Here is an 18,621-nt window from a genome sequence, read left to right on the forward strand (position 1 = left end):
CCGGTCCGGCCGGTCCGGCCGGTCCGGCCGGTCCGGCCGGTCCGGCCGGTCCGGCTCCACGATGTCGGGCGGGCCGGCCGGGGGTCGGTCCGCAGGGCAGGGCCGGCCACTCCGTCGTGGTGCCGGAGGGGCCGTCCTCGTGTCGGACAGGGGGAGAGGTCTGGCGACTCCTCGCTCCTGGCCCCGGTCGACGGGCACTGCGGCGCCGTGTGCGCAACGGCGGCGATCGCCCGGCCGTCGTGCCCTTCTGCGGGCGGTTCGGTGGTTCGGCGGTTCGTCAGTCGGCATCGTCGTTCCGGAGCGAGCGCCACTCACGCGGCGGGACGCCGTAGGCGGCCCGGAAGGTCCGGCTGAAGTGCGCCGGATTGACGAAGCCCCACCGCTGGGCGACGGCCGACACGGTCGGCCCGGTACGGCCGCGGCGGCCCAGCTCTCGGGCGCACGCGTCCAGCCGGAGCTGCTGGATCAACCGGCTCACCGTCACCTCCTCGCCCTCGAACAGCCGGTGCAGGTAGCGCACGGAGATGTGGTGGGCTCGCGCGATCCTCTCGGGCGACAGTTCCGGATCGCCCAGGTGCCGGTCGATGTACTCCCGCACCCTGCCGACCAGGTGCGCGTTCGGGGTGCCCGGCTCGTCCGCCGCCCGGGCCAGGACGAGCTGGGCGATCAGTGCGCTGAACAGGTCGGCGACGCTGCCTGCCAGCCGGTCGCCGACCCGGGCCGGGTAGGAGTGCGCGGAGGCGGCCAGGACACCGAGGAACGGCAGGAGCACGGGTCCGCACCCCTCCGCGGGGCCGACGGCCGTCGCCGACGCGTGCCGCAGGTCGCGCTCCGGCACACCCAGCAAACGGCGCGGCAGGTGGAACAGGTGGGTGCGGAACCGCTCCGGGTAGTCGACGGCGTACGGGCGCGCCGTGTCGTACAGGACGAGCCCGCCCGGCGGCACCTCGGCGCGGCGCCCGTCCTGCTCCAGGACGGCCCGGCCCGACACCTGGACGCCGACCCCGACCTGCGGTTCGCTCAGCGGCGCCCGGGCGATCAGCGCCGCCGTCCGCGAGAGCCGGGCGGCGTCCGCCTCCAGTGTGGAGATCCGCACGTACCCGAGCCGGTGCGACTCCACCAGCCCGTCGAACGGCAGCCCGGTGAGCGGGCGCACCTCGATCGGCACCAGAGTCCGCGACACGGCCCCGCTCCAGAAGCCCGCCTTCTCCTCGTCCGCGACCGACCCGGTTGTCACCCGCACGCCCATCTGACCGCCCTTCCGCCGAAGTCCTGCACCCTCAGCCTGGGGCTCGGGCTCCGCGGGGCGTTAGGTCATCTGACTGTCGTGTCCGGGCGGTGGGCCCCGGGGCGGGAGATGGGGCGTCGCGGCAGGTCAGGTGCCGTCGAGGGCGTGGGCGAGCGCGGCCCGCGAGGTGATTCCGAGCTTCGGGAAGATCTTGTAGAGGTGGGCCCCGACGGTGCGGGGCGACAGCTGGAGCTGCCGACCGATCTCCTTGTTGGTGAGGCCGGTCGCAGCCAGCCGGGCTATACGCAGTTCCTGACCGGTCAGGCCGGACGGCTCTGCGGCCGTCCCGTCCGGCGGCGGGGCCACGAAGTCGCCCGCGGCCCGCAGTTCCTCCTCGCAGTGCTGGGCCCAGGGTGACGCCTGGAGGCGGCGGAACACGTGGTGGGCCACGCGCAGCACCTCCCGGGCCCCGGGGCGGTGGCGCCGGCGCAGCCACGCGCCGTGGGCGAGCCGCAGTCGGGCGAGGTCGAACGCCCACTGCTCGGCGCCGGGTACGGCGTACGCGGCGCGGTAGGCCTCGTCGGTCTCGTCGTCCTCGGCGGCCAGGGCGGTGGCGGCCGCGAAGAGGAAGGCGTGCCGGCCTGAAATGTCCGCGGAGCGGGCCGCGCGCCCGGCCGCGAGGTGGGCTCGCGCCTCCTCGTGCCGGCCGGTGCGCACGGCGGCCGCCACCAGGTCGAAGACCAGCGCGTGGTGCCAGGGCGGACCGCCGGGCAGGCGCCCGGGCGGAGTGAGCTCGCAGAAGTGCGCGTACGCCTCCTCGTAGCGCTGGTGGGCGAGCGCGGCCAGGCCGCGCAGGTGGGTGAGGCGGTCGAGGACGTACCGCATCCGGGCGCGGGTGGCGGTGGGCCGGACGGCCTGTTCGATCTCCCGCAGTCCGGCCTCGTCGCCCCGGCCGGCCAGGAAGTGGGCATAGTGCTGACGGAACATCAGGGCATTGGTGTGGTAGCCGAGTTCGTCCGCGATCTCGGCCTCACGCAGGCAGACGGGTGCCTGGTCCCAGTGTCCGAGCAGGAAGTCCTGGTGGCACTTGGCCTTCGCGATCGAGCCCTGGGTGGCGTAGCCGTGCAGCCCGGTGAAGCGCTGCCACAGGTCGCCCTCGGGGCAGTCGAGCGCCGAGGCCGTCCACAGCAGGAGCCAGGCCGCACCGGCCTCCTGCTCCTCGGTCAGCTGCTCGGCCACCACCCGCAGCGCGGCGGCCGCGTCCGGGCCCGGGTCCGTCCAGGCCTGCAGGCACAGCCGACCCGCCTCGGAGACGCTCCCCCGGTGTCGCTCCAGGGCGCGCCAGGCCCAGGGGTCGTCCGTGTAGGTGGCCGCCAGGAGCAGTTTGAAGTAGGCCTGTTCGACCAGCCCTCCGAAGGTGTCCGCGCCCGGTGCGGTCAGCGCGTCGAGAGCTGCGGGCAGCAGTTTGGCGGAGGACTCGAAGTCGATGTGGTGGCTCTGGTCCGCGTAGACCACCGCGTACGCGAACAGCGGGGCGACGTCCTGCGGCACGGTGCTGGCCCGCAGTTCCGCCACCAGGGCCGCGGCGTGCCGGAGCTGCCCGCCGCGGGCCGCCATCACCGCGGCCCAGGTGAGCCGGCGGGCGCGGTCGCAGGAGCTCGGGCTGAGGACGGCAGCGCGTTCGAGCAGGAGCGCGCCCTCCGCGTCGCCGCCTCGGCGGGCGAGGTCGCGGCCGGCCTCCTGGAGGCGGTGCGCGAGGTCCCCGTCGGGCAGCAGCGCGGCGGACGCCTCGTGCACCAGGCGCCTCGGGTCGTCCGGCGCGAGGGATTCGGACAGGGCGCGGTGCGCCTCTCGGCGCTCGGTGTCGGAGGCTGCGGAGACGACGGCGGTCCGGACCAGCGGGTGCCGGAACACCAGCTGTCCGGCCGGGTCGAGCCGGGCCAGGCCGTCCGCCTCGATGCGTTCGAGGATCTCCCGCGCATTCTCGTCCGCGAGGGCGCGCAGCCACTCGCCGCTGCTGAAGTCCGGGCCGGTGGCGAGTGCGCCGAGCAGGAGGAGGTGACCGACCTCGGGCGTCACCTTGTCCAGCCGTTCGGCGAACATCCGCTCCAACTTCCGCCCCAGGGGGAGTTGTTCGGGCAGCGGTGCGGTTCCCCGCTGCTGGGCGTCCGCCAGTTGACGCGGCAGTTCCACCAGCGCCAGGGGGTTCCCGGCCGCCTCCGTCAACACCCGGTCCCGGGCGGGCGCCGCGAGTTCGGGGTAGCAGGTGCCCAGCAGCAGGGCCGCCTCCGTCCGGGGCAGGGCCCGCACGTCGGCGGCTTCGGCCGACCACGTCTGGGCGGCCGGCCCGTCCGGGCGGGTGGCGCCGACGATGACCACCGGCAGTTCGGCGCAGCGCCGGTGGAGGAAGTCGAAGACGGTCGCGCTCGACGAGTCGATCCAGTGCAGGTCGTCCAGGAGCAGCAGCACGGGGGCGGTCCGTACCGCCTCCTCCAGCAGCGCCAGGGCGGCGGCGCCGACGGCGAAGCCGCTCGGGGTTCCGGAGCGGACGCCGAGCGCGCTTTCCAGAGCCTCCCGCTGGTGCGCGGACAGGGCGCCGGACCGCTGGAGTGGCGACCAGAAGGCCTGGTGGAGGGCTCCGAACGCGAGGTCGGTCTCCGTCTCGGCGCCGACCGAGCGCAGGACGGTGAATCCGCGCTCGCGCGCCGCCCGCTCCACCCAGGCCAGCAGCGTGCTCTTTCCGACGCCCGCGTCACCGCGCAGCAGCACCGTGGAACCGCTGGCGCCGTCCACGGCCTGGACCAGGGCCGCGGTCAGCAGCTCCGTCTCCCGCTGCCGCCCGATCAGGACCGGCCACCGTCCGCCTTGCGCCACTCTTCGTCCCCTCGGGTCAGCCGGTCCGCTCCCCCGGGCACCCAAGGTTATCGCTCGCCAGAACCGGCCGGTACCGCGCTCCGCACCGTCCCGGGCGCGAGCGGCGTGCGGTCGGGCGTCGCTCGCGTGCTGGGCGGACGGGCCGCGCCGGGCGGCCCGGCGGTCAGCGCTCGGCGGCCCGCCCTTCGAGGAGCGGAGACGTCGCTCACGGGATTGTGTCTGGGGCCTGCTGGCCGGTGCGCTCCGGGCGCTCCTCGGGTCCTGGAGCGAGGGACGCCCCCTCAACCGCGTCTCGCGGTCGGCGGCGATCTGGTCGTGGCTCGCGCCGGCAGCCACCAGGACGATCGGCCTGCGCTCGGCGCCGGTGAGGTTGGGCAGCGTGCCGAAGGTCACGGCGTCTTCTCCGTCGGGGTGGTTCGGGCGGGTCGCAGCTGCTGCGGGATCGGTACGTCCAGGGCGGCGAGGTGGAACAGCAGCCTCGGTCCGAGCCGTTCCGCCTGGTCGGTCCCGACGACCAGCACGAGGTCGCCCTCGGCGGCTGTCTCGAAGATCCGCTGCTCCGGGCCGGGTTCGCACGGTCCGGAGCGGACGCGGTGGACGGATCCTGCTCCGAGCGCCCGGAGGGCGGCATGCTCGACAGCGTCCAGCGGATCAGGTGTGAGGTGGGCGGCAAGCGGGGTGCTGACCGGCAGCAGCACCACGTGGTCGGCATCGCCGAGAGCGGCGCCGAGCTCGTCGGCGTGCGCGCTGGTGCGGGCGATGCCGTCCGGCTCCAGGACCACGACCAGCGAGCCCTCGGTGAGCATCCGGGCGGCCGTGACGTCCTGGGCGATCTCGCGAGGGTGCCGGGCACGGGAGTCCACCACGGTGATGCCGGACTGCGTGCCAACCGTGGCCAGCGAACGCTCGACGCCGCGGAAGGCGCCGGCTCGCTCGGCGATGACCTGCGGGCCCTCGCCCAGGATCAGGGCGGTGGCGATGGCGGCGCACACGGCCAGGGCGTGGTGGCGGCCGGTGACCGGGAGGACGAAGGCGTGGTCCGTCCCCTCGTGTCGGAGGGTGACGCGGAAGTCCTCGCCGGTCCAGCGGGGCCTCGTGATCCACACGGTGTCGGCCGGGTCGGTGCCGACGGTGACCACATGCGGTCCGGGCCGGTCGCCCAGGCGCTCGCGCAGGATCTTCGCGCCGTTGTCCCAGGTGGGCAGGACGACGGTGTCGGCGCGGCGGGCGAGGCGCTCGGCGGCGTCGAGGCCGGCGATGTTGTCCTCGTAGTGCGGGGCGTTCGCGCCGGTGGTCAGGATGAGCGCGGCGGCGAAGTGGGGGCCGTGGTGGAGGAAGTGCGGTGCGGGGCGGTGCTGCCAGGCGCCGGGCGGAGCGGCTTCGTGGGTGGCGGTGTCCGGGCAGAAGTCCGCGACGATACGGCCGTCCCCGGCGTGGCCGGCGCTGCCGCCGCCGGCCGGGGTGTTCAGGACCCAGCCCGTCCGGCCGTCATCCAGCAGGGCCGCCAGGGCGGCCGCCGCGCTCGCGGTGCTGTGACTGCCCGCCACCGCCACCGCCTCGGACCCCGCCTCGGCGCAGATGGCCGTGAGCGCGACGGCCCGGCCGAGAATCGGCAGCCGCAGCACCTGGGCGCGGTCGAGCTCGGGGTGTGCCCCGGCGAAGACACCCGACCACACCACGGCCGTCCGGTCGGTGCGCACGTGCTCAGGCTTGAAGCCCACCCGCACCCGGACGCCGGCAGCTCTCAGCGCGGCCACCGCCGGGCTGTCCCGGTCGGCCTCGGGGACGCTGCCGGTGACGTCGGCGCCACTGCCCGCCAGCCACAGAGCCAGGCCCTCCATGCCGGGAGCGGCGACATCGACCAGGTGTACGGCCCTCAGCAGATCGGGCACGGCAGACGTGTCCGGGCCCGCGACGGGGTGGCTGCCGGGGTGGGTGGTGGTGTCCATCATGGTCTCCAACGGGAAGTCAATGGAAGGAAGTTGGGCGAGGCGGGGAGGGGGGCGACCCGCCGCCGATCCGGGGTACCAGGGACGCATGGCCGGCGACGGGGCTGTGCCGGACCGAAGCGTGTCCGATCGGTGGACCGTGCTGTGTTGCCTTGGTCTTCTGCTGACCGCCGTTCAGCGTTGCGAGGTACTCGGTCCCGAGTTCACCGCCTCTGGCGGGTGAGGCATCGTCGGGGCTGTCCGTCCGGCCCTGGGCGCGCGGTGTCTTCCGCGGCTGCGGTGCCCGGGGGTTTCGGGGAGCGTCTGCGACCAGGTGGCTACCGGGTTGCCGAGCCAGCGCGTGGCCGGCGGCACCTCCTCGCCGCGCATCACCAGCGAGGCCGCGCCGACCGACGAGCCCGGCCCGAGGGTGGCCCCCGGCAGGATGATCGAGTGCGGTCCGATCGACGAGCCCTCGGTCAGGCGCACCTCGTCCAGCCGCATCACCCGGTCGTGGAACAGGTGCGTCTGCAGCACCACCCCGCGGTTGACGCTGGCGCCGTCGTCCACCCGCACCAGGTCGGTCTCCGGCAGCCAGTGCGTCTCGCACCACACACCCCGGCCGATCCGGGCGCCCAGGCTGCGCAGCCAGATGTTCAGGAACGGCGTGCCGATCAGGGTCGAGCCCAGCCACGGCATGGCGAGCTCCTCGACGAAGGTGTCGTACAGCTCGTTGCGCCAGACGAAGGTCGACCAGAGCGGGTGCTCGGCGGCCCGGAACCGGCCCAGCAGCAGCCACTTCACCAGGGTGGTGGTCACGCAGGCGGCGATGCCGGCGCCGAGCAGCACCGGACCGCCGCAGGCGATGGCGGCCGCCAGGCCGTCGGTGTCCATCACGTCCTGCAGGGCGGCGAAGGTCAGGTCGCCCAGCAGCGCGCTGCACACCACCGGCAGGAACCGGCACAGCTCCACCGCGGCCCGCGCCAGCACCAGCCGCCGGGGCGGGTCGTAGGTGCGGCTCGGGTCGCCGGTGTCCGCGACCCGGGGCAGCGCGATGCCCGGCCGGCCGAGCCAGGACGAGCCCGGCGTGGCGTGCGGCGGCGTGTCGGCCAGCACGCCGACCAACGCGTTGTCCGGCAGCTCGCGGCCGGCTGCGACGATGCCGGAGTTGCCCACGAAGGCCCGTCGGCCGACCCGGGCCGCCCCGAGCCGCAGCCAGCCGCCGCGCACCTCGAACGGTGCGACCAGGGTGTCGTCGGCGAGGAACGCGCCGTCATCCACCCGCATCAGCCCGGGCAGCGTGAGCACCGTCGAGGCCTCCACCCGGCGCCCGACCGTCGCGCCCAGCAGCCGCAGCCAGACCGGCGTGAACAGGCTGGCGTAGAACGGGAAGAGCGAGCCGCGCGCGGTGTCCATCAGCCGCGCGACCACCCAGACGCACCAGCCGACCCGGCCGTGCGCCGGGTGGTACCCCGGCCTGATCGGCCGGCTGAACAGCCGGACCAGCAGCACCAGCAGCAGCGCGTAGCAGCTCACCGAGACCGCCACCAGCACCGGCGTCACCAGCATCAGCTGCAGCAGCGCGGAGCCCAGCGTCCGGTCGGTGTCCAACAGCGGGTAGGCGAGCGCCAGGGCCGGCGCCGCGGAGGCCGGCGGCAGCAGACCGAAGCCGAACAGGCCAAGGCTGTAGGCGAGTTCCCAGCGGCGGGACCGGTGATGTTCGGGGCGAGGCCAGCCGGAACCCGCAGGGGCGGCGTCGGGGACCGGGCGGGCCGGCGAGCCGTGCACGTGCGCGTCGGCCGGCACCGGGTCGAGTACGCAGCTGCCGGGGGCGACGTCGGCCCGGGCACCGACCCGGGCGCCCGGCATCAGGGTGGACCGGGTGCCGACCCGGGCGCCCTCTCCGACCTCGACCGCGCCCAGGTGCAGCAGGTCGCCGTCCAGCCACCAGCCGGCCAGGTCGACCTCGGGCTCGATCGAGCAGCCCGCGCCGAACCGGCCGAGGCCGCTCACCGGCGGCATCGCGTGCATGTGGACGTCTTCACCGATCTCACAGCCAAGTGCTCGGGCGTAGTGGCGGGCCAACGGGGTACCGGCCACTACCGCGACGTTGAACATCGCGACCGTCCGTTCGGCGGCCCACAGCCGCAGGTGCACCGAGCCGCCGCGCGGATAGCTGCCGGGCTTCATCCCGGTGGTCAGCAGCCGGGCCGTGCCGGCCCCGATCGCCAGCCGCCCGGGGGCGCTGGACAGCACCGCCCAGCCGGTGAGGATCAGCCACCACGGGGTGTACGGCGCCTGCAACAGGGTGCCGCCGGACAGGTTGTCCAGCGCGGCGAGGCCGAGCACCCAGCGCAGGCCGCTGACCGTGTACAGCACGGCGAGTACCAGGAACTGCACCAGAGCGGCTCGGCGCGGGGTCGGCCGGACGGTCCGCTGCTCGCGCGGCGGGCCGCCCAACTCGTCCAGTCTGGCGGCCATGTCGAGCAGGCCGGGGCGGGCGTAGAGGTCCGCGATCGAGACGGCGGGGTACCGCTCGCGCAGCACCGAGACCAGCTTGGCGGCGGACAGGCTGGTGCCTCCGAGCGCGAAGAAGTCGCCGTCGGCGCCGGCCGGGGTGCCCAGCAGCGCCTCCCACTGCCCGGCCAGCCAGCCGGCCGTACCGGTCGGGCGCGGGCCGTCGGCGGCGGCCGGGCCGGTGGTCGCGAGCGGCCAGGGCAGGGCGCTCCGGTCGACCTTGCCGGAGGTCTTGGTGGGCAGCTGGTCCACCACGCCGAGCACCGGTACCAGCGACTGCGGCAGTCGCTCCAGCAGCAGCGAACGGGCGGCGGCCGGGTCGAACGGGGCGCCGTCGTGCAGCACCAGGTAGCCGACCAGCACCTCGCCGCCGGCCGGGGTCCTGCGCACGGCCGCCGCGGCGGCCCGTACCCTCGGCAGTGCCTGCAGCGCGGCGTCCACCTCGCCCAGCTCGATCCGACGGCCGGCCAGCTTGATCTGCTCGTCGGCGCGGCCGACGAAGACCAGGCCCTCCGGCTCGGCCCGCACCAGGTCACCGGTGCGGTAGACCCGCGGGCTGCGCAGGTAGGGGCTGTGGCCGTACTTCTGTGCGTCCTTCTCCGGGTCCAGGTAGCGGGCGGCGCCGACGCCGCCGATCACCAGCTCACCGGTCTCGTACCAGGCGACCGGCTTACCCTCGCCGTCCACCACGGCGATCTCCCAGCCGTCCAGCGGGGCGCCGATCCGCACCGGCTGCCCGGGATGCATCTGCGCGGCGGTGGCGACCACGGTGGTCTCGGTCGGACCGTAGGTGTTCCAGAACTCCCGGCCGGGCACCGCGATCCGCTCGACCAGCTCGGGCGGGCAGACCTCGCCGCCGACGATCACCAGGCGGACCTGGGCCAGGCACTCCGCCGGCCAGAGCGCGAGCAGCGTCGGCACGGTGGAGACCACGGTGATGCCGCGCTCGACCAGCCAGGGCCCGAGGTCGGTGCCGGCCTTGACCAGCGAGCGTGGCGCGGGCACCAGGCAGGCGCCGTGCCGCCAGGCCAGCCACATCTCCTCGCAGGAGGCGTCGAAGGCGACGGACAGGCCGGCCAGCACCCGGTCGCCCGGGCCGAGCGGCCGGCGCTGCAGGAACAGCCGGGCCTCGGCGTCCACGAAGGCCGCCGCCGAGCGGTGGGTGACGGCGACGCCCTTGGGGCGGCCGGTGGTGCCGGAGGTGAAGATGATCCAGGCGTCGTCGGCCGGCGACGGCCAGGCCGGCTGCCCGCCGGGGCGGACGTGCGGGCTGGGCGTGATGGTGCGGCCGGCCCCGAGCACCGCGCAGACCTGGGCGTCCTGCCAGATCATCTCGGCCCGCTCGTCCGGGTCGTCGGCGTCCACCGGGACGTACGCGGCGCCGACCCGCAGCACGGCGAGGATGGCGAGGTAAAGGTCGGCGGTGCCGGACGGCACCCGCACACCGACCCGGTCGCCCCGGCCGATCCCCGCGGCGGCGAGCCGGCCGGCGAACTCGGCGACCTGGTGCAGCAGCGTGCGGTAGTCGAGCACCTCGCCGCCGGCGTCCAGCGCGGGGGTGTGCGGGCAGGCCTCGGCGGCCGCCACGAGGGTGTCGAGCAGCGTGCGGGCCGGGGCGGCCGGGGCGAGCGGCCAGAGCGCCCCGGCAGTTACGTCCGGAGTGACCTCGCCAGGACTTTCCGCCCCGAAATACTCGCATGTCTCCATCGAATGTCTCCATCGGCAGGGCTTCTCGACTCTCTGCCGACGGGACTCCTCATCCGCCGGCAGCAGAACGGGCGTGCAGACACCGCGGCAATCACTCCGAAGTACACGGATGAACAGAGCATCAAATGCCATTCCATGCCGGGTCTGATCTGGGGTTCGATCTCACGAGGGTCAGATGCCGAACTGAGCGTCGTACGGCGGGCTGACGTAGGAATCCGGCGGGTGAGAGGTGTTCTCGTATCCGCTGAAGGGCAGCGGCTGGGGCTGGGGAAGGCCTGTCGTCGTGATCTTCATACCTCCTGGCGGAATCGACTGCGGCGGGTCGGCTTCGTGATCGCAGGTGCCGTTCGTGGCCGTTGCACCGCGATGGGTTGAAACCGGGTCGGTGTCCGGCCCGGCGGATAGATCGCCAGTCGTCACCTCGGGAACGGCGGCGGGAGCCCGCGACCTGGATGGCAACTGCGGGACAGGACGGGAGGTTTCCGGCCTGTGGTACGCCGCCGAGCGTATAGGCATAACGACGTCAAGGCCCGATGACGGCATATGCCTTAAGGGGCTGCTAAGGATTCGCTCAGTCTCGTCCGTGGCCCGCAAAGGCGCTCGCTGGGTCAGGACACCGCAGGTCGGGGCCAATGTGGTGGTGGTTGCGACGCCCTTGTCGCCATGGAGTGGCTCACCGGAAGTGTGTCGGAAATGCCGGCCGTGCCCGTCGGGCCGGGTGAGCACTCTCCTGAATGAGCAAAACCTTATGTGTCGTTTAGGAATGGCGCTGAACGGAGCATCGAGCGCGTGGATCTCCTAGCATCCATGTCACCAGCGGCCGATCTGCCGAACCGTCATCCCGTAACCGTTTTGGCCGGCCGCCGCCGGAGAACGACCGCGATTGCGATTCCCCCTGTCAGCGATCGCCCCCTCCTTCCTCCCCCGACGAGGCATCAGCCGCGCCGGTGCCTCCTCCAGGAGTACTGACATGAAACACGATCCATTTCGCCATCGCGCCCGCGGCCGAAGCCGCAAGGTGATGGCGCTCAGCCTCGGCCTGGGCAGCGTGCTCACCGCCGGCGCCGCCGCTCTGGGGGTGTCCTTCGCCGCCACCACGTCCGCGCCGCCCGCCCAGCCCAACATGAACTGCACCCTGAAGGTGCCCGCCAACCCGCTCACCGCGAAGGGTCTGGCCACGCCGTACGTCCTGTCCGCCACCAACGCCGCCCAGGGGGCGTGCCACGAGGCCAACGCCAACCAGTCGGCGTTCGTCCAGGCCACCGTGGTCGACCCGGCCACCGGAACGGTGTCCGTCTACAACCCCCTCGTGGTGGACAAGGGGACCAAACCTGCCGCCGCGCCCGTCGTTCCGGCCCTGCCGGCCGGTGCCGTCGTTGGCATCTGGTTCGGATTCAACGGCAACGTCCTGACCATGGCCGGGCAGACCGCCGCCGGAAAGTGCGTCGGCGGCACCCCGGGCGGCCAGCCGTTCGGGCAGTTCGCCTACTGCAACGCTCCCGCCTTCTTCACCGCGGCGAATGCGGCCGACAAGGCCGGCAAGCTGAGGATTCCGGCACTGGGTACCGCCAAGGACGGCAAGCCCTGTCCGACCACCCGCGACTTCGGTGTCGTTGACCAGGACCAGAGCGACAACGTCACCTCCGAGTACCTGGCGACGGCGAAAGGTGCAACGGCACAGAAGACCAAGAGGAACTCCGCTGCGTTGAGCGGGGGGATGAAGAAGATGCAGCCCACCGCGTTGCTGAACGGCAGTGACAACCTGCTGCTCGACGACTTCATCGACCCCGCCCTCGGGTGCACCCCGTGGACCGCCCCGGACCTCGCCGACCCGGGCAGCAACGTCACCTCGCTCGCGCTGAACGAGCTGCAGGCGGCCAAGTTCCAGGCCGCCCCGATCGCCCTGGTCCCGCTCAGTGACCCCATGGTCCAGGAGAACGGCAAGCAGAACCCGGCCAAGGTCAACCTGTACCGCGCGGGCGTGGACCAGCCGCCGCTGGGCGCCGCCGCCAATGGCGCCCCGTCCGCGTACTGCACCGACATCACCACAGCCGGTACCCAACGTATCGCCCTCGACAGGCAGTTCACCACCGCTGCGGCCTCGCCGCAGGCCGGGCAGAACCTCTTCGACTTCCTCAGCCAGCGCTACACCGCCTCGCTCACCGGCCTTGGCTGCAAGCAGCCCGCCCCGACCCCGAGCACCGGACCGACTCCGACCGGCAAGCCGAGCCCGGGCACGAGCGGCAAGCCCACCGCGAACCCGAGCCCGGGCACGAGCGGCAAGCCCACCGCGAACCCGAGCCCGGGCACGAGCGGCAAGCCCACCGCGAACCCGAGCCCGGGCATGAGCGGCAAGCCCACCACCACACCCATCAGCCAGTTCCCGCCCTGCTGCAACGCAGGGCAGTAGGAGCAGCCGCCGGGCCCGGTCCCCCCGCCCGGCGGCACCCCTGCTCGTCACCCCGGACGCGCTACCGGGGTGGCGAGCAGCCCGGGTGATCGCGTCGGCGCTGGGCGAGGCCGGCGCGCTGCCGGTCACCAGCGCCGCACCTGCCAGCGGCATAACAGCGAAGAGAGTTGTGCCAATGCACTCCAGACCACGATGTCAGCGCTGCAGTTTCGACGGGCCTGGCACCGGCCACATCTGCAATCCACAATCCGACGCCCCGTTCCCACCGGACTCCCGCCTCGATCTGCGCATCCCGCCGTACCTCCTGGAGCTCGATGCTCCGGAGGCGGGAACCGAGGCGGACACAATCGTGCTCCCGGTCATCAGCGAACTGGATCCGTCCGCCGAGCGCCGCGCCGGTGATCCCGGTCCCGGAAGACGCCGAGATCCGCAGTCGTCCGGGGCTGCCGCCCGCCGGTTCACCCGCAGCACGGTGCTGATCGTCGCGCTGGCCTTGACGGTGGGGGTGGTCCTGTATACGCAGATATCGGGACTGACCGCGCCGGCCGGCTCCGGGGACGGGACGTCGGTGGCCATCCCCGGCGGCCCGGTTGGGCAGAACGATTTCTCGCTCCCGCCGTTCGCGTCGCCCTCCCCGAGCGGGGCGCCGCTCCCGCAGCAGGCCGGTGGAACACCGGGTTCCGTCGCGTCGGCGCCGGCGGGCACCACACCGGGCTCCGCCATACCGGCGCCGGCGGATACCACACCGGGTTCCGTCGCGTCGGCGCCGGTCGGCACCACTCGCTCGGACCCGCCCCTACCCCCTGCCGCCCAGGTGCTGGTGGACGCCGCGTCCGGCAACTGCCTGACGGCCGGCCCGGACGGCAGCCTGCAGATCTGGACCTGCGACGGGCGCGCGACGCAGCAGTGGACCCGTACCGCCGCCGACGAACTGCGCACAGCCAACGGCACGCTCTGCCTTGCTCCCGCACAGGACTTCGGGCAGGACGGTACCCGGGTGATGACCATCCTCTGCACCGGATCGGCCAGCCAGAAGTGGACCGTGCGCCCGGACGGCAATCTGGCCAACGCCAGATCCGGGCTGTGCCTGGACGTACTTGACGGATACCGGGCCAACGGCACCCCTCTCCAACTGTGGACCTGCCCCGGCCCGGCCAGCCCGGCCTGACAACGCCGTTACGGCACAACGTCGTTGGCAATCGGTTCCGGCACGTCCCGAGGCACGGCGAAGCCAGGGGTGAGCGATCCCTTAGCGGAACCGAAAGTTCCACGGGGGCGGTGTTTCGGAGACTGGACGGGCCTTACTGTCGGTCTCAGTCAGCCCGGCTCTGAGGGCTTTCCGTACCGGGCTCGCGGTTTCTCCGACCGCTCCGCCCGCACGGTCCGTCCGGCAGGCGGAGTCCGGCCTTCACGTCCCTGGCACTCGCCGCGCCGCCGGCCCCCGACTTCCGGCCGGTTCCACTGCGGCTCCTCGCGTCCCCGACCCGCACAGTGAGGATCACTCCATGAACGACATGACCGACCCCACCGGGGCAGCCGCCCCGGAACGAGCCGCCGAGCCGAGTCGCACGGTCCGCCCGCTCTGGGAACACGCCGCCGAAGTCGGTGCCCCCGCGGCGGTATCGGCCGCCGAAGCGCTACGGCGGGTCGCCACCGGCGAAGCGGTGAGCCGTCGGCCGGGGTCCCGTGGCTGCCCGGTGACTCCGGCCCACGGCACTCCTGGCACCGTGGCCGGCACCCATGACGGTCCTACGGCATCAACATGGCCGCCGTCGCCTTCGTCCTGCTGATGAAGTTCCTGTACGGCGTGGGCCGGAACACCATCGGCGTCAACGCCAACCGCCGCCTGCTGGCCACCGATCCGACCACCCCCGGCGGGCGCGCGAACACCACGACATCCGGCTTCCAGTTGCCGGTCTTCGGCGAATCCTCCGCCCTGCTCGCCCTCGACGTGGACCTCCCGCCCGGCGAACCCGCGGCCACCGAAGAACCCGCGAGCGCGCAACCCGCCACCGCCCAATGGGATACCGGCGAACCCAACGTGATGCTTGTCGCCGGGCGCCAGCAGTACCTGGCCGAACAGGCGGCGCTCCAACAGCAGCAGTACCAGGCCACGCCCCGGACACCCGCCACGTTCTGGGGCCCCAGGCAATCGCGCCCGCGCTCGACCCCCGACAGCAGCAGGCGTACCCCCAGCCATACCCACCCCAGGCCTTCCCCGGCCAGCCCGGGTCCGCGGATCCGGCCGGCGTCGAGGCGCAGTACCCGTCCACCGCTCCTTCGCGATCGGCAGGCCCCGCCCAGGATTCGGATCGATGCACTGTCGATCGTGTCCGTACCGCCACCTCCTTCGACGTCCGACGACAAAAGGATCAACGTATGCCCAGAACACTGAACAGACACCAGTCCCGGGCCGACAGAAGCCGGGTGGCCACACTCAGCCTGACTCTCGGTGGGCTGCTCGCCGTCGGCGCGTCCTTGCTGAGCGTCTCCTTCGCCGACACCGTCCCCGTCGCCGCCCCGCCCGCCCCCTCCGACCCGGACTGCACGCTCACCGTGCCCGACGCACCACTCACCGCCCGCGGGCTGGCCACCCCCTATGTCCTGACAGCCACCGACCCCGCCAAGGGCCCTTGCCACGAGAGCAACCCGCACCAGGCGGTCTTCGTGCAGGCCACCGTGCTCGACCCGGACACCGGAACGGTCTTCGTCTACAACCCGTTGGTGACCGACAAGGGCAGTGAGCCCGCCGTCGCCCCGGTTCTGCCCAAGCTGCCCGAACACGCTGTCGTCGGCGTCTGGTTCAGCTTCGACGGCAATACCCTCACCCTGGCCGGCCACGCCGCCGCCGGCAAGTGCGCAGGCCGATCGCCGATGCAGCCGTTCGGCCAGTTCGCCTCCTGCAATGCCGCCGAGTTCTTCAGGTCTGCGTGGTCCGCGCAGAGCGCCGGTCGGCTCGTCGTGCCGCCGCTGGGCACGGCCCGTGACGGCCGCCCCTGCCCGACCACCCGCGACCTGGGCATCGTCGGGCAGGACCACGACGGCAACGTGACCACCGAGTACCTGATCACCGCACGCGGTGCGACAGCACAGCGGACCGCCGTCACCACCGGCCGGCTTTCCGGCTCGACCGTGGCGCGCAGCGCCGTCGCACCGTCCACCGGCAGCGACAACCTGCTGCTCACGAACTTCATCGACCCGGCGCTCGGCTGCACCCCGTGGACGGCTCCCGACTTGGCAGACCCGGGCAGTAGGGTCACCTCGCTCGCCCTGGACGAGCTCCAGGTAGCCAACTTCAAGGCATCGCCCGTGGGCCTGGCCCCGCTCACCGGAAGCCCCACCGGCCCGCCGCCCGTGGGAGGCAAGGACCGGACCCGGCAGTTCCCCGCTGACGGCAACCCGCCGCCGGCCGATCACGCCACAACCGCCGATCTTCGTACCTACTGTCAGGCGCTCGCCACCGTGGACACCCAACGGCTCCTACGGGACAAGGAGTTCACTGCCAAGGCCGCCTCGCCGCAGCCCGGACGCACGCTGTTCGACTTCCTGAACCAGCGGTTGGCCGACTCCTTCACCGGCCTCGGCTGCCGCCAGGTCCTCGCGCCGGCCCCCAGCCCGACAGCCGGCGGAACGCCGACCGTCACGCCCGGCCCCACGGCTGGCGGAAAGCCGATCGCCACTCCCAGCCAGGCAGCCGGCGGAACGTCGACCGCCATGCCCAGCCAGATCCCGTCGGCCTTCGGCAACCACTTCTGAGCTTGTTGTTCAACCTCGCCGGTCACTCGACCTGCTGAGATCCCCGGGAACCGGGGACAGACGACGCGGCCGTTCTCCACGCTTCGAGATGTCAGGTAACGAAGTACGAGAGAACGGCCGCTGCGTGTGAGTCTCCCAGCCGACGAGATGCTGGTCGTCATGGACTCCGGCTGCGACGTCGCTGACACGCCGGGACGGAATACGTGTCGCGGGAGATCTCCCGCACGCCACGCCGCCCGCGATCCGCGGGCGGTCCGGCCGTGCCCCCGGCGCGCGGTGCCGGTGTCCGGGTCCCTGGTCAGCCCATGGTGAAGAGGAAGCTGCCGGAGTTGTAGTAGTTCGGCAGGTGCACCAGAAATGATCCCGGGTGCGGTGGATGCGCCTTCGTCCAGTCCTGGGGGCCCAGGAGGTGCGCGGGATAGTCGCTGGAGGGGACCGGTGGAACGAACAGGAGGCGGAATGCGGCTGCCTGGGCGTCCGGAGCGAATCGCCAGAGTTGCTCGGCCGTATCGGATCGGCAGGCCGTGAGGGTGACAGCGACACCGTTTCCGCCCGTGGTGGTGCCGTCGAGACATGTCCCGGTGCCGGTGTTGCGCAGCTGGTAGGTGTCCTGTCCGGCCGGTAGCCGCTGCCAGCGCTGGGTGGCCTGGCCGTTGCACGGCTGGAGCTGGAGCGGGCCGGCGGTCTGTGCGGCGGTCGTGGGGCCGACGCAGAGCGCCGAGCCGAGGTTGACGAGCGGAAACCCTGCGGCGACCGGTTGCGTGGGTGAAGGGGTGGTGTTGGTGGGCGTGGCGGTCACCGGTGGGGTGGGCGACGGGGAGGTGTCGATGGGAGCCGCGGCTGAGGCCGAGGCGGAGGCGGAGGGCGGGAGGGAGGACATGGCGGCCGGGCCGATTTCCGGGGGCGCATCGTCGGAGCCGTCGGTCGGCAGCGACCTGCTGGGAGCGGGCAGGGTCGGGGCGTCGACCGGCTGCGGATGTTCTCCGGCCCTCTCCACTGTGCTGAGGAGCAGGCCGGCGATGACGAGTGCGGCCAGGGCACCGGTGCCTGCCGCGGCGAAGGGTATGAGCAGGCGCCAACCGGTTCGGCCGTCGGTGCGTGCCGCTCGGGGCAGGCGCCGGTGCCTGTCGTGGGTGCCGGGGTTGGGACCGTCGGAATTCGGATCGATGGGCGTCGGGTCCTGGGGCTCCTGCCCGGGTACGAGGGCCATGACCGATGGCGATGATCCCGCATCCCACAGCACCAGTGCCTTGAGCAGGGCGGGCCGCTGCCAGGTACGGACGGTGTCCAGGTCCGCCCGGACACTTCGGCAGCTCTCGCACCTGGCGAGGTGGCGGTCGAGGTCCTCGGGTTCGCCGCCGGTGGCGTGCCGGACGCTGTCGCCGAGTCGTGCGGCCAGGTGCCGGCAGAAGCGCTGGGGCGCGCGGGAGGCGTATGTCTGGAGGCAGGCGTCCTGAAGGCGGCGCTCGGCAGGGCTCTCGGCCCCCGGCGTACGGGCCGGCGACCCGGCCGCGTCATCGAGGCGCTGCCACAGGTCCTCCTGCCGTGCCGCGGGCAGGCTCTCGAACGCGCTCAGGATGAGCGAGTCCGCTTCCGCCGCGGTGAGCGCCGCACGTGCCGACGCAGCTCCGTCGCGAGACCGGGGAAGGTCTGCGAGCCAGGCGGTGAAGGCCGGGCTCAGAGCCGATCCGCGTCCCGTGTCGGCCCACTCGGCCGCAGTCCTGGTCACCTGGGCCAGAAGCCGCAGGCGGCTCGGGCCCGGGTGGCCGCCGGGGCCGTCGGCTTCGACTGCTCGCCGCCGCGCCTCGTTCGCGAGCTCCTGCGCGGCGCGGCTGTCGGCACAGCACGTGTCGGCGTACGCCGACACGGCCTCCTGGTGGCGGTTCGTCGGCTGGGTGGCGCTGGGTTCGTCCGGCTGTCGGCTGCCCGGGAGCCGGTGTGCGGAATCGGCTTCCGGGATCGTCGCGGTCCCCGAATGTGGCATCTTCACTCCTGAGCATGCCGGTGGGAAGGCAAGTGGTCGGACAGTCACTGCTCGGCCCGGCGCGAGGGCGGGGCCGGGCGCTGCGGGCCGGCCGGAGGATGCCGTGGGTGAGGCACCCCGTGCGGCGCCGTGGCCAGTGGATTCAATGGCGGGCGTTCCCCGGCGGGATCTCCGGACCCGGCGCCGCCGAGGTCCGCCGATGGCGACCTTGGCGGGG

The 18,621-nt window shown here is 73.2% G+C and carries 10 protein-coding genes; 4 read left to right on the top strand and 6 right to left on the bottom strand.

The genetic code is table 11. The features are described from left to right. Positions 1-277: 277 nt before the first annotated feature. The 5 genes from ABZW30_RS18795 to ABZW30_RS18815 form a co-directional block, all read right to left on the bottom strand. Positions 278-1,249 (bottom strand): helix-turn-helix domain-containing protein, encoded by a 972-nt coding sequence (locus tag ABZW30_RS18795; RefSeq protein WP_355672225.1) that lies wholly within the window; start codon positions 1,247-1,249, stop codon positions 278-280. Between the two features lie 126 nt (positions 1,250-1,375). Continuing rightward, positions 1,376-4,102 (bottom strand): AAA family ATPase, encoded by a 2,727-nt coding sequence (locus ABZW30_RS18800; protein WP_355672226.1) that lies wholly within the window; start codon positions 4,100-4,102, stop codon positions 1,376-1,378. A 389-nt stretch (positions 4,103-4,491) separates the two neighbouring features. Then, on the bottom strand, positions 4,492-6,051 hold the full coding sequence (locus ABZW30_RS18805; RefSeq protein ID WP_355672227.1) for a Mur ligase domain-containing protein: 1,560 nt from the start codon (positions 6,049-6,051) through the stop codon (positions 4,492-4,494). Between the two features lie 174 nt (positions 6,052-6,225). Further along, entirely contained in the window at positions 6,226-10,254 is a 4,029-nt protein-coding gene (locus ABZW30_RS18810) for a Pls/PosA family non-ribosomal peptide synthetase (RefSeq protein ID WP_355672228.1), read from the bottom strand. Between the two features lie 171 nt (positions 10,255-10,425). Then, the gene (locus ABZW30_RS18815; protein ID WP_355672229.1) at positions 10,426-10,548 is read right to left on the bottom strand and encodes a hypothetical protein; all 123 of its coding nucleotides are present in this window, start codon (positions 10,546-10,548) and stop codon (positions 10,426-10,428) included. Between the two features lie 676 nt (positions 10,549-11,224). Here ABZW30_RS18815 and ABZW30_RS18820 point away from each other — a divergent pair. The 4 genes from ABZW30_RS18820 to ABZW30_RS18835 all read left to right on the top strand — a co-directional run bounded on the left by ABZW30_RS18820 (position 11,225) and on the right by ABZW30_RS18835 (position 16,420). Continuing rightward, positions 11,225-12,664 (top strand): hypothetical protein, encoded by a 1,440-nt coding sequence (locus ABZW30_RS18820; protein ID WP_355672230.1) that lies wholly within the window; start codon positions 11,225-11,227, stop codon positions 12,662-12,664. An 85-nt stretch (positions 12,665-12,749) separates the two neighbouring features. After that, the gene (locus tag ABZW30_RS18825) at positions 12,750-13,832 is read left to right on the top strand and encodes a ricin-type beta-trefoil lectin domain protein (RefSeq protein WP_355672231.1); all 1,083 of its coding nucleotides are present in this window, start codon (positions 12,750-12,752) and stop codon (positions 13,830-13,832) included. Between the two features lie 594 nt (positions 13,833-14,426). Then, positions 14,427-15,059 (top strand): hypothetical protein, encoded by a 633-nt coding sequence (locus tag ABZW30_RS18830; RefSeq protein ID WP_355672232.1) that lies wholly within the window; start codon positions 14,427-14,429, stop codon positions 15,057-15,059. A gap of 32 nt (positions 15,060-15,091) precedes the next feature. Then, positions 15,092-16,420, top strand: a complete 1,329-nt coding sequence (locus ABZW30_RS18835; RefSeq protein ID WP_355672233.1) for a hypothetical protein — start codon at positions 15,092-15,094, stop codon at positions 16,418-16,420. 298 nt (positions 16,421-16,718) lie between these two features. Here ABZW30_RS18835 and ABZW30_RS18840 read toward each other — a convergent pair whose 3' ends face one another. Then, positions 16,719-18,404: an RICIN domain-containing protein gene (locus ABZW30_RS18840; protein WP_355672234.1), complete on the bottom strand. Its 1,686-nt coding sequence runs from the start codon at positions 18,402-18,404 to the stop codon at positions 16,719-16,721. Positions 18,405-18,621 lie beyond the last annotated feature (217 nt).

The sequence above is a fragment of the Kitasatospora sp. NPDC004669 genome, assembly GCF_040609455.1.
Classification (GTDB): domain Bacteria; phylum Actinomycetota; class Actinomycetes; order Streptomycetales; family Streptomycetaceae; genus Kitasatospora.

Bases quoted from the DNA above. Each gene is read 5' to 3' on its own strand.
- ABZW30_RS18795 (WP_355672225.1), bottom strand. From the start codon at position 1,249: ATGGGCGTGCGGGTGACAACCGGGTCGGTCGCGGACGAGGAGAAGGCG.
- ABZW30_RS18830 (WP_355672232.1), top strand. From the start codon at position 14,427: ATGGCCGCCGTCGCCTTCGTCCTGCTGATGAAGTTCCTGTACGGCGTG.
- ABZW30_RS18820 (WP_355672230.1), top strand. From the start codon at position 11,225: ATGAAACACGATCCATTTCGCCATCGCGCCCGCGGCCGAAGCCGCAAG.
- ABZW30_RS18815 (WP_355672229.1), bottom strand. From the start codon at position 10,548: ATGAAGATCACGACGACAGGCCTTCCCCAGCCCCAGCCGCTGCCCTTC.
- ABZW30_RS18840 (WP_355672234.1), bottom strand. From the start codon at position 18,404: ATGCCACATTCGGGGACCGCGACGATCCCGGAAGCCGATTCCGCACAC.
- ABZW30_RS18810 (WP_355672228.1), bottom strand. From the start codon at position 10,254: ATGGAGACATGCGAGTATTTCGGGGCGGAAAGTCCTGGCGAGGTCACT.
- ABZW30_RS18805 (WP_355672227.1), bottom strand. From the start codon at position 6,051: ATGGACACCACCACCCACCCCGGCAGCCACCCCGTCGCGGGCCCGGAC.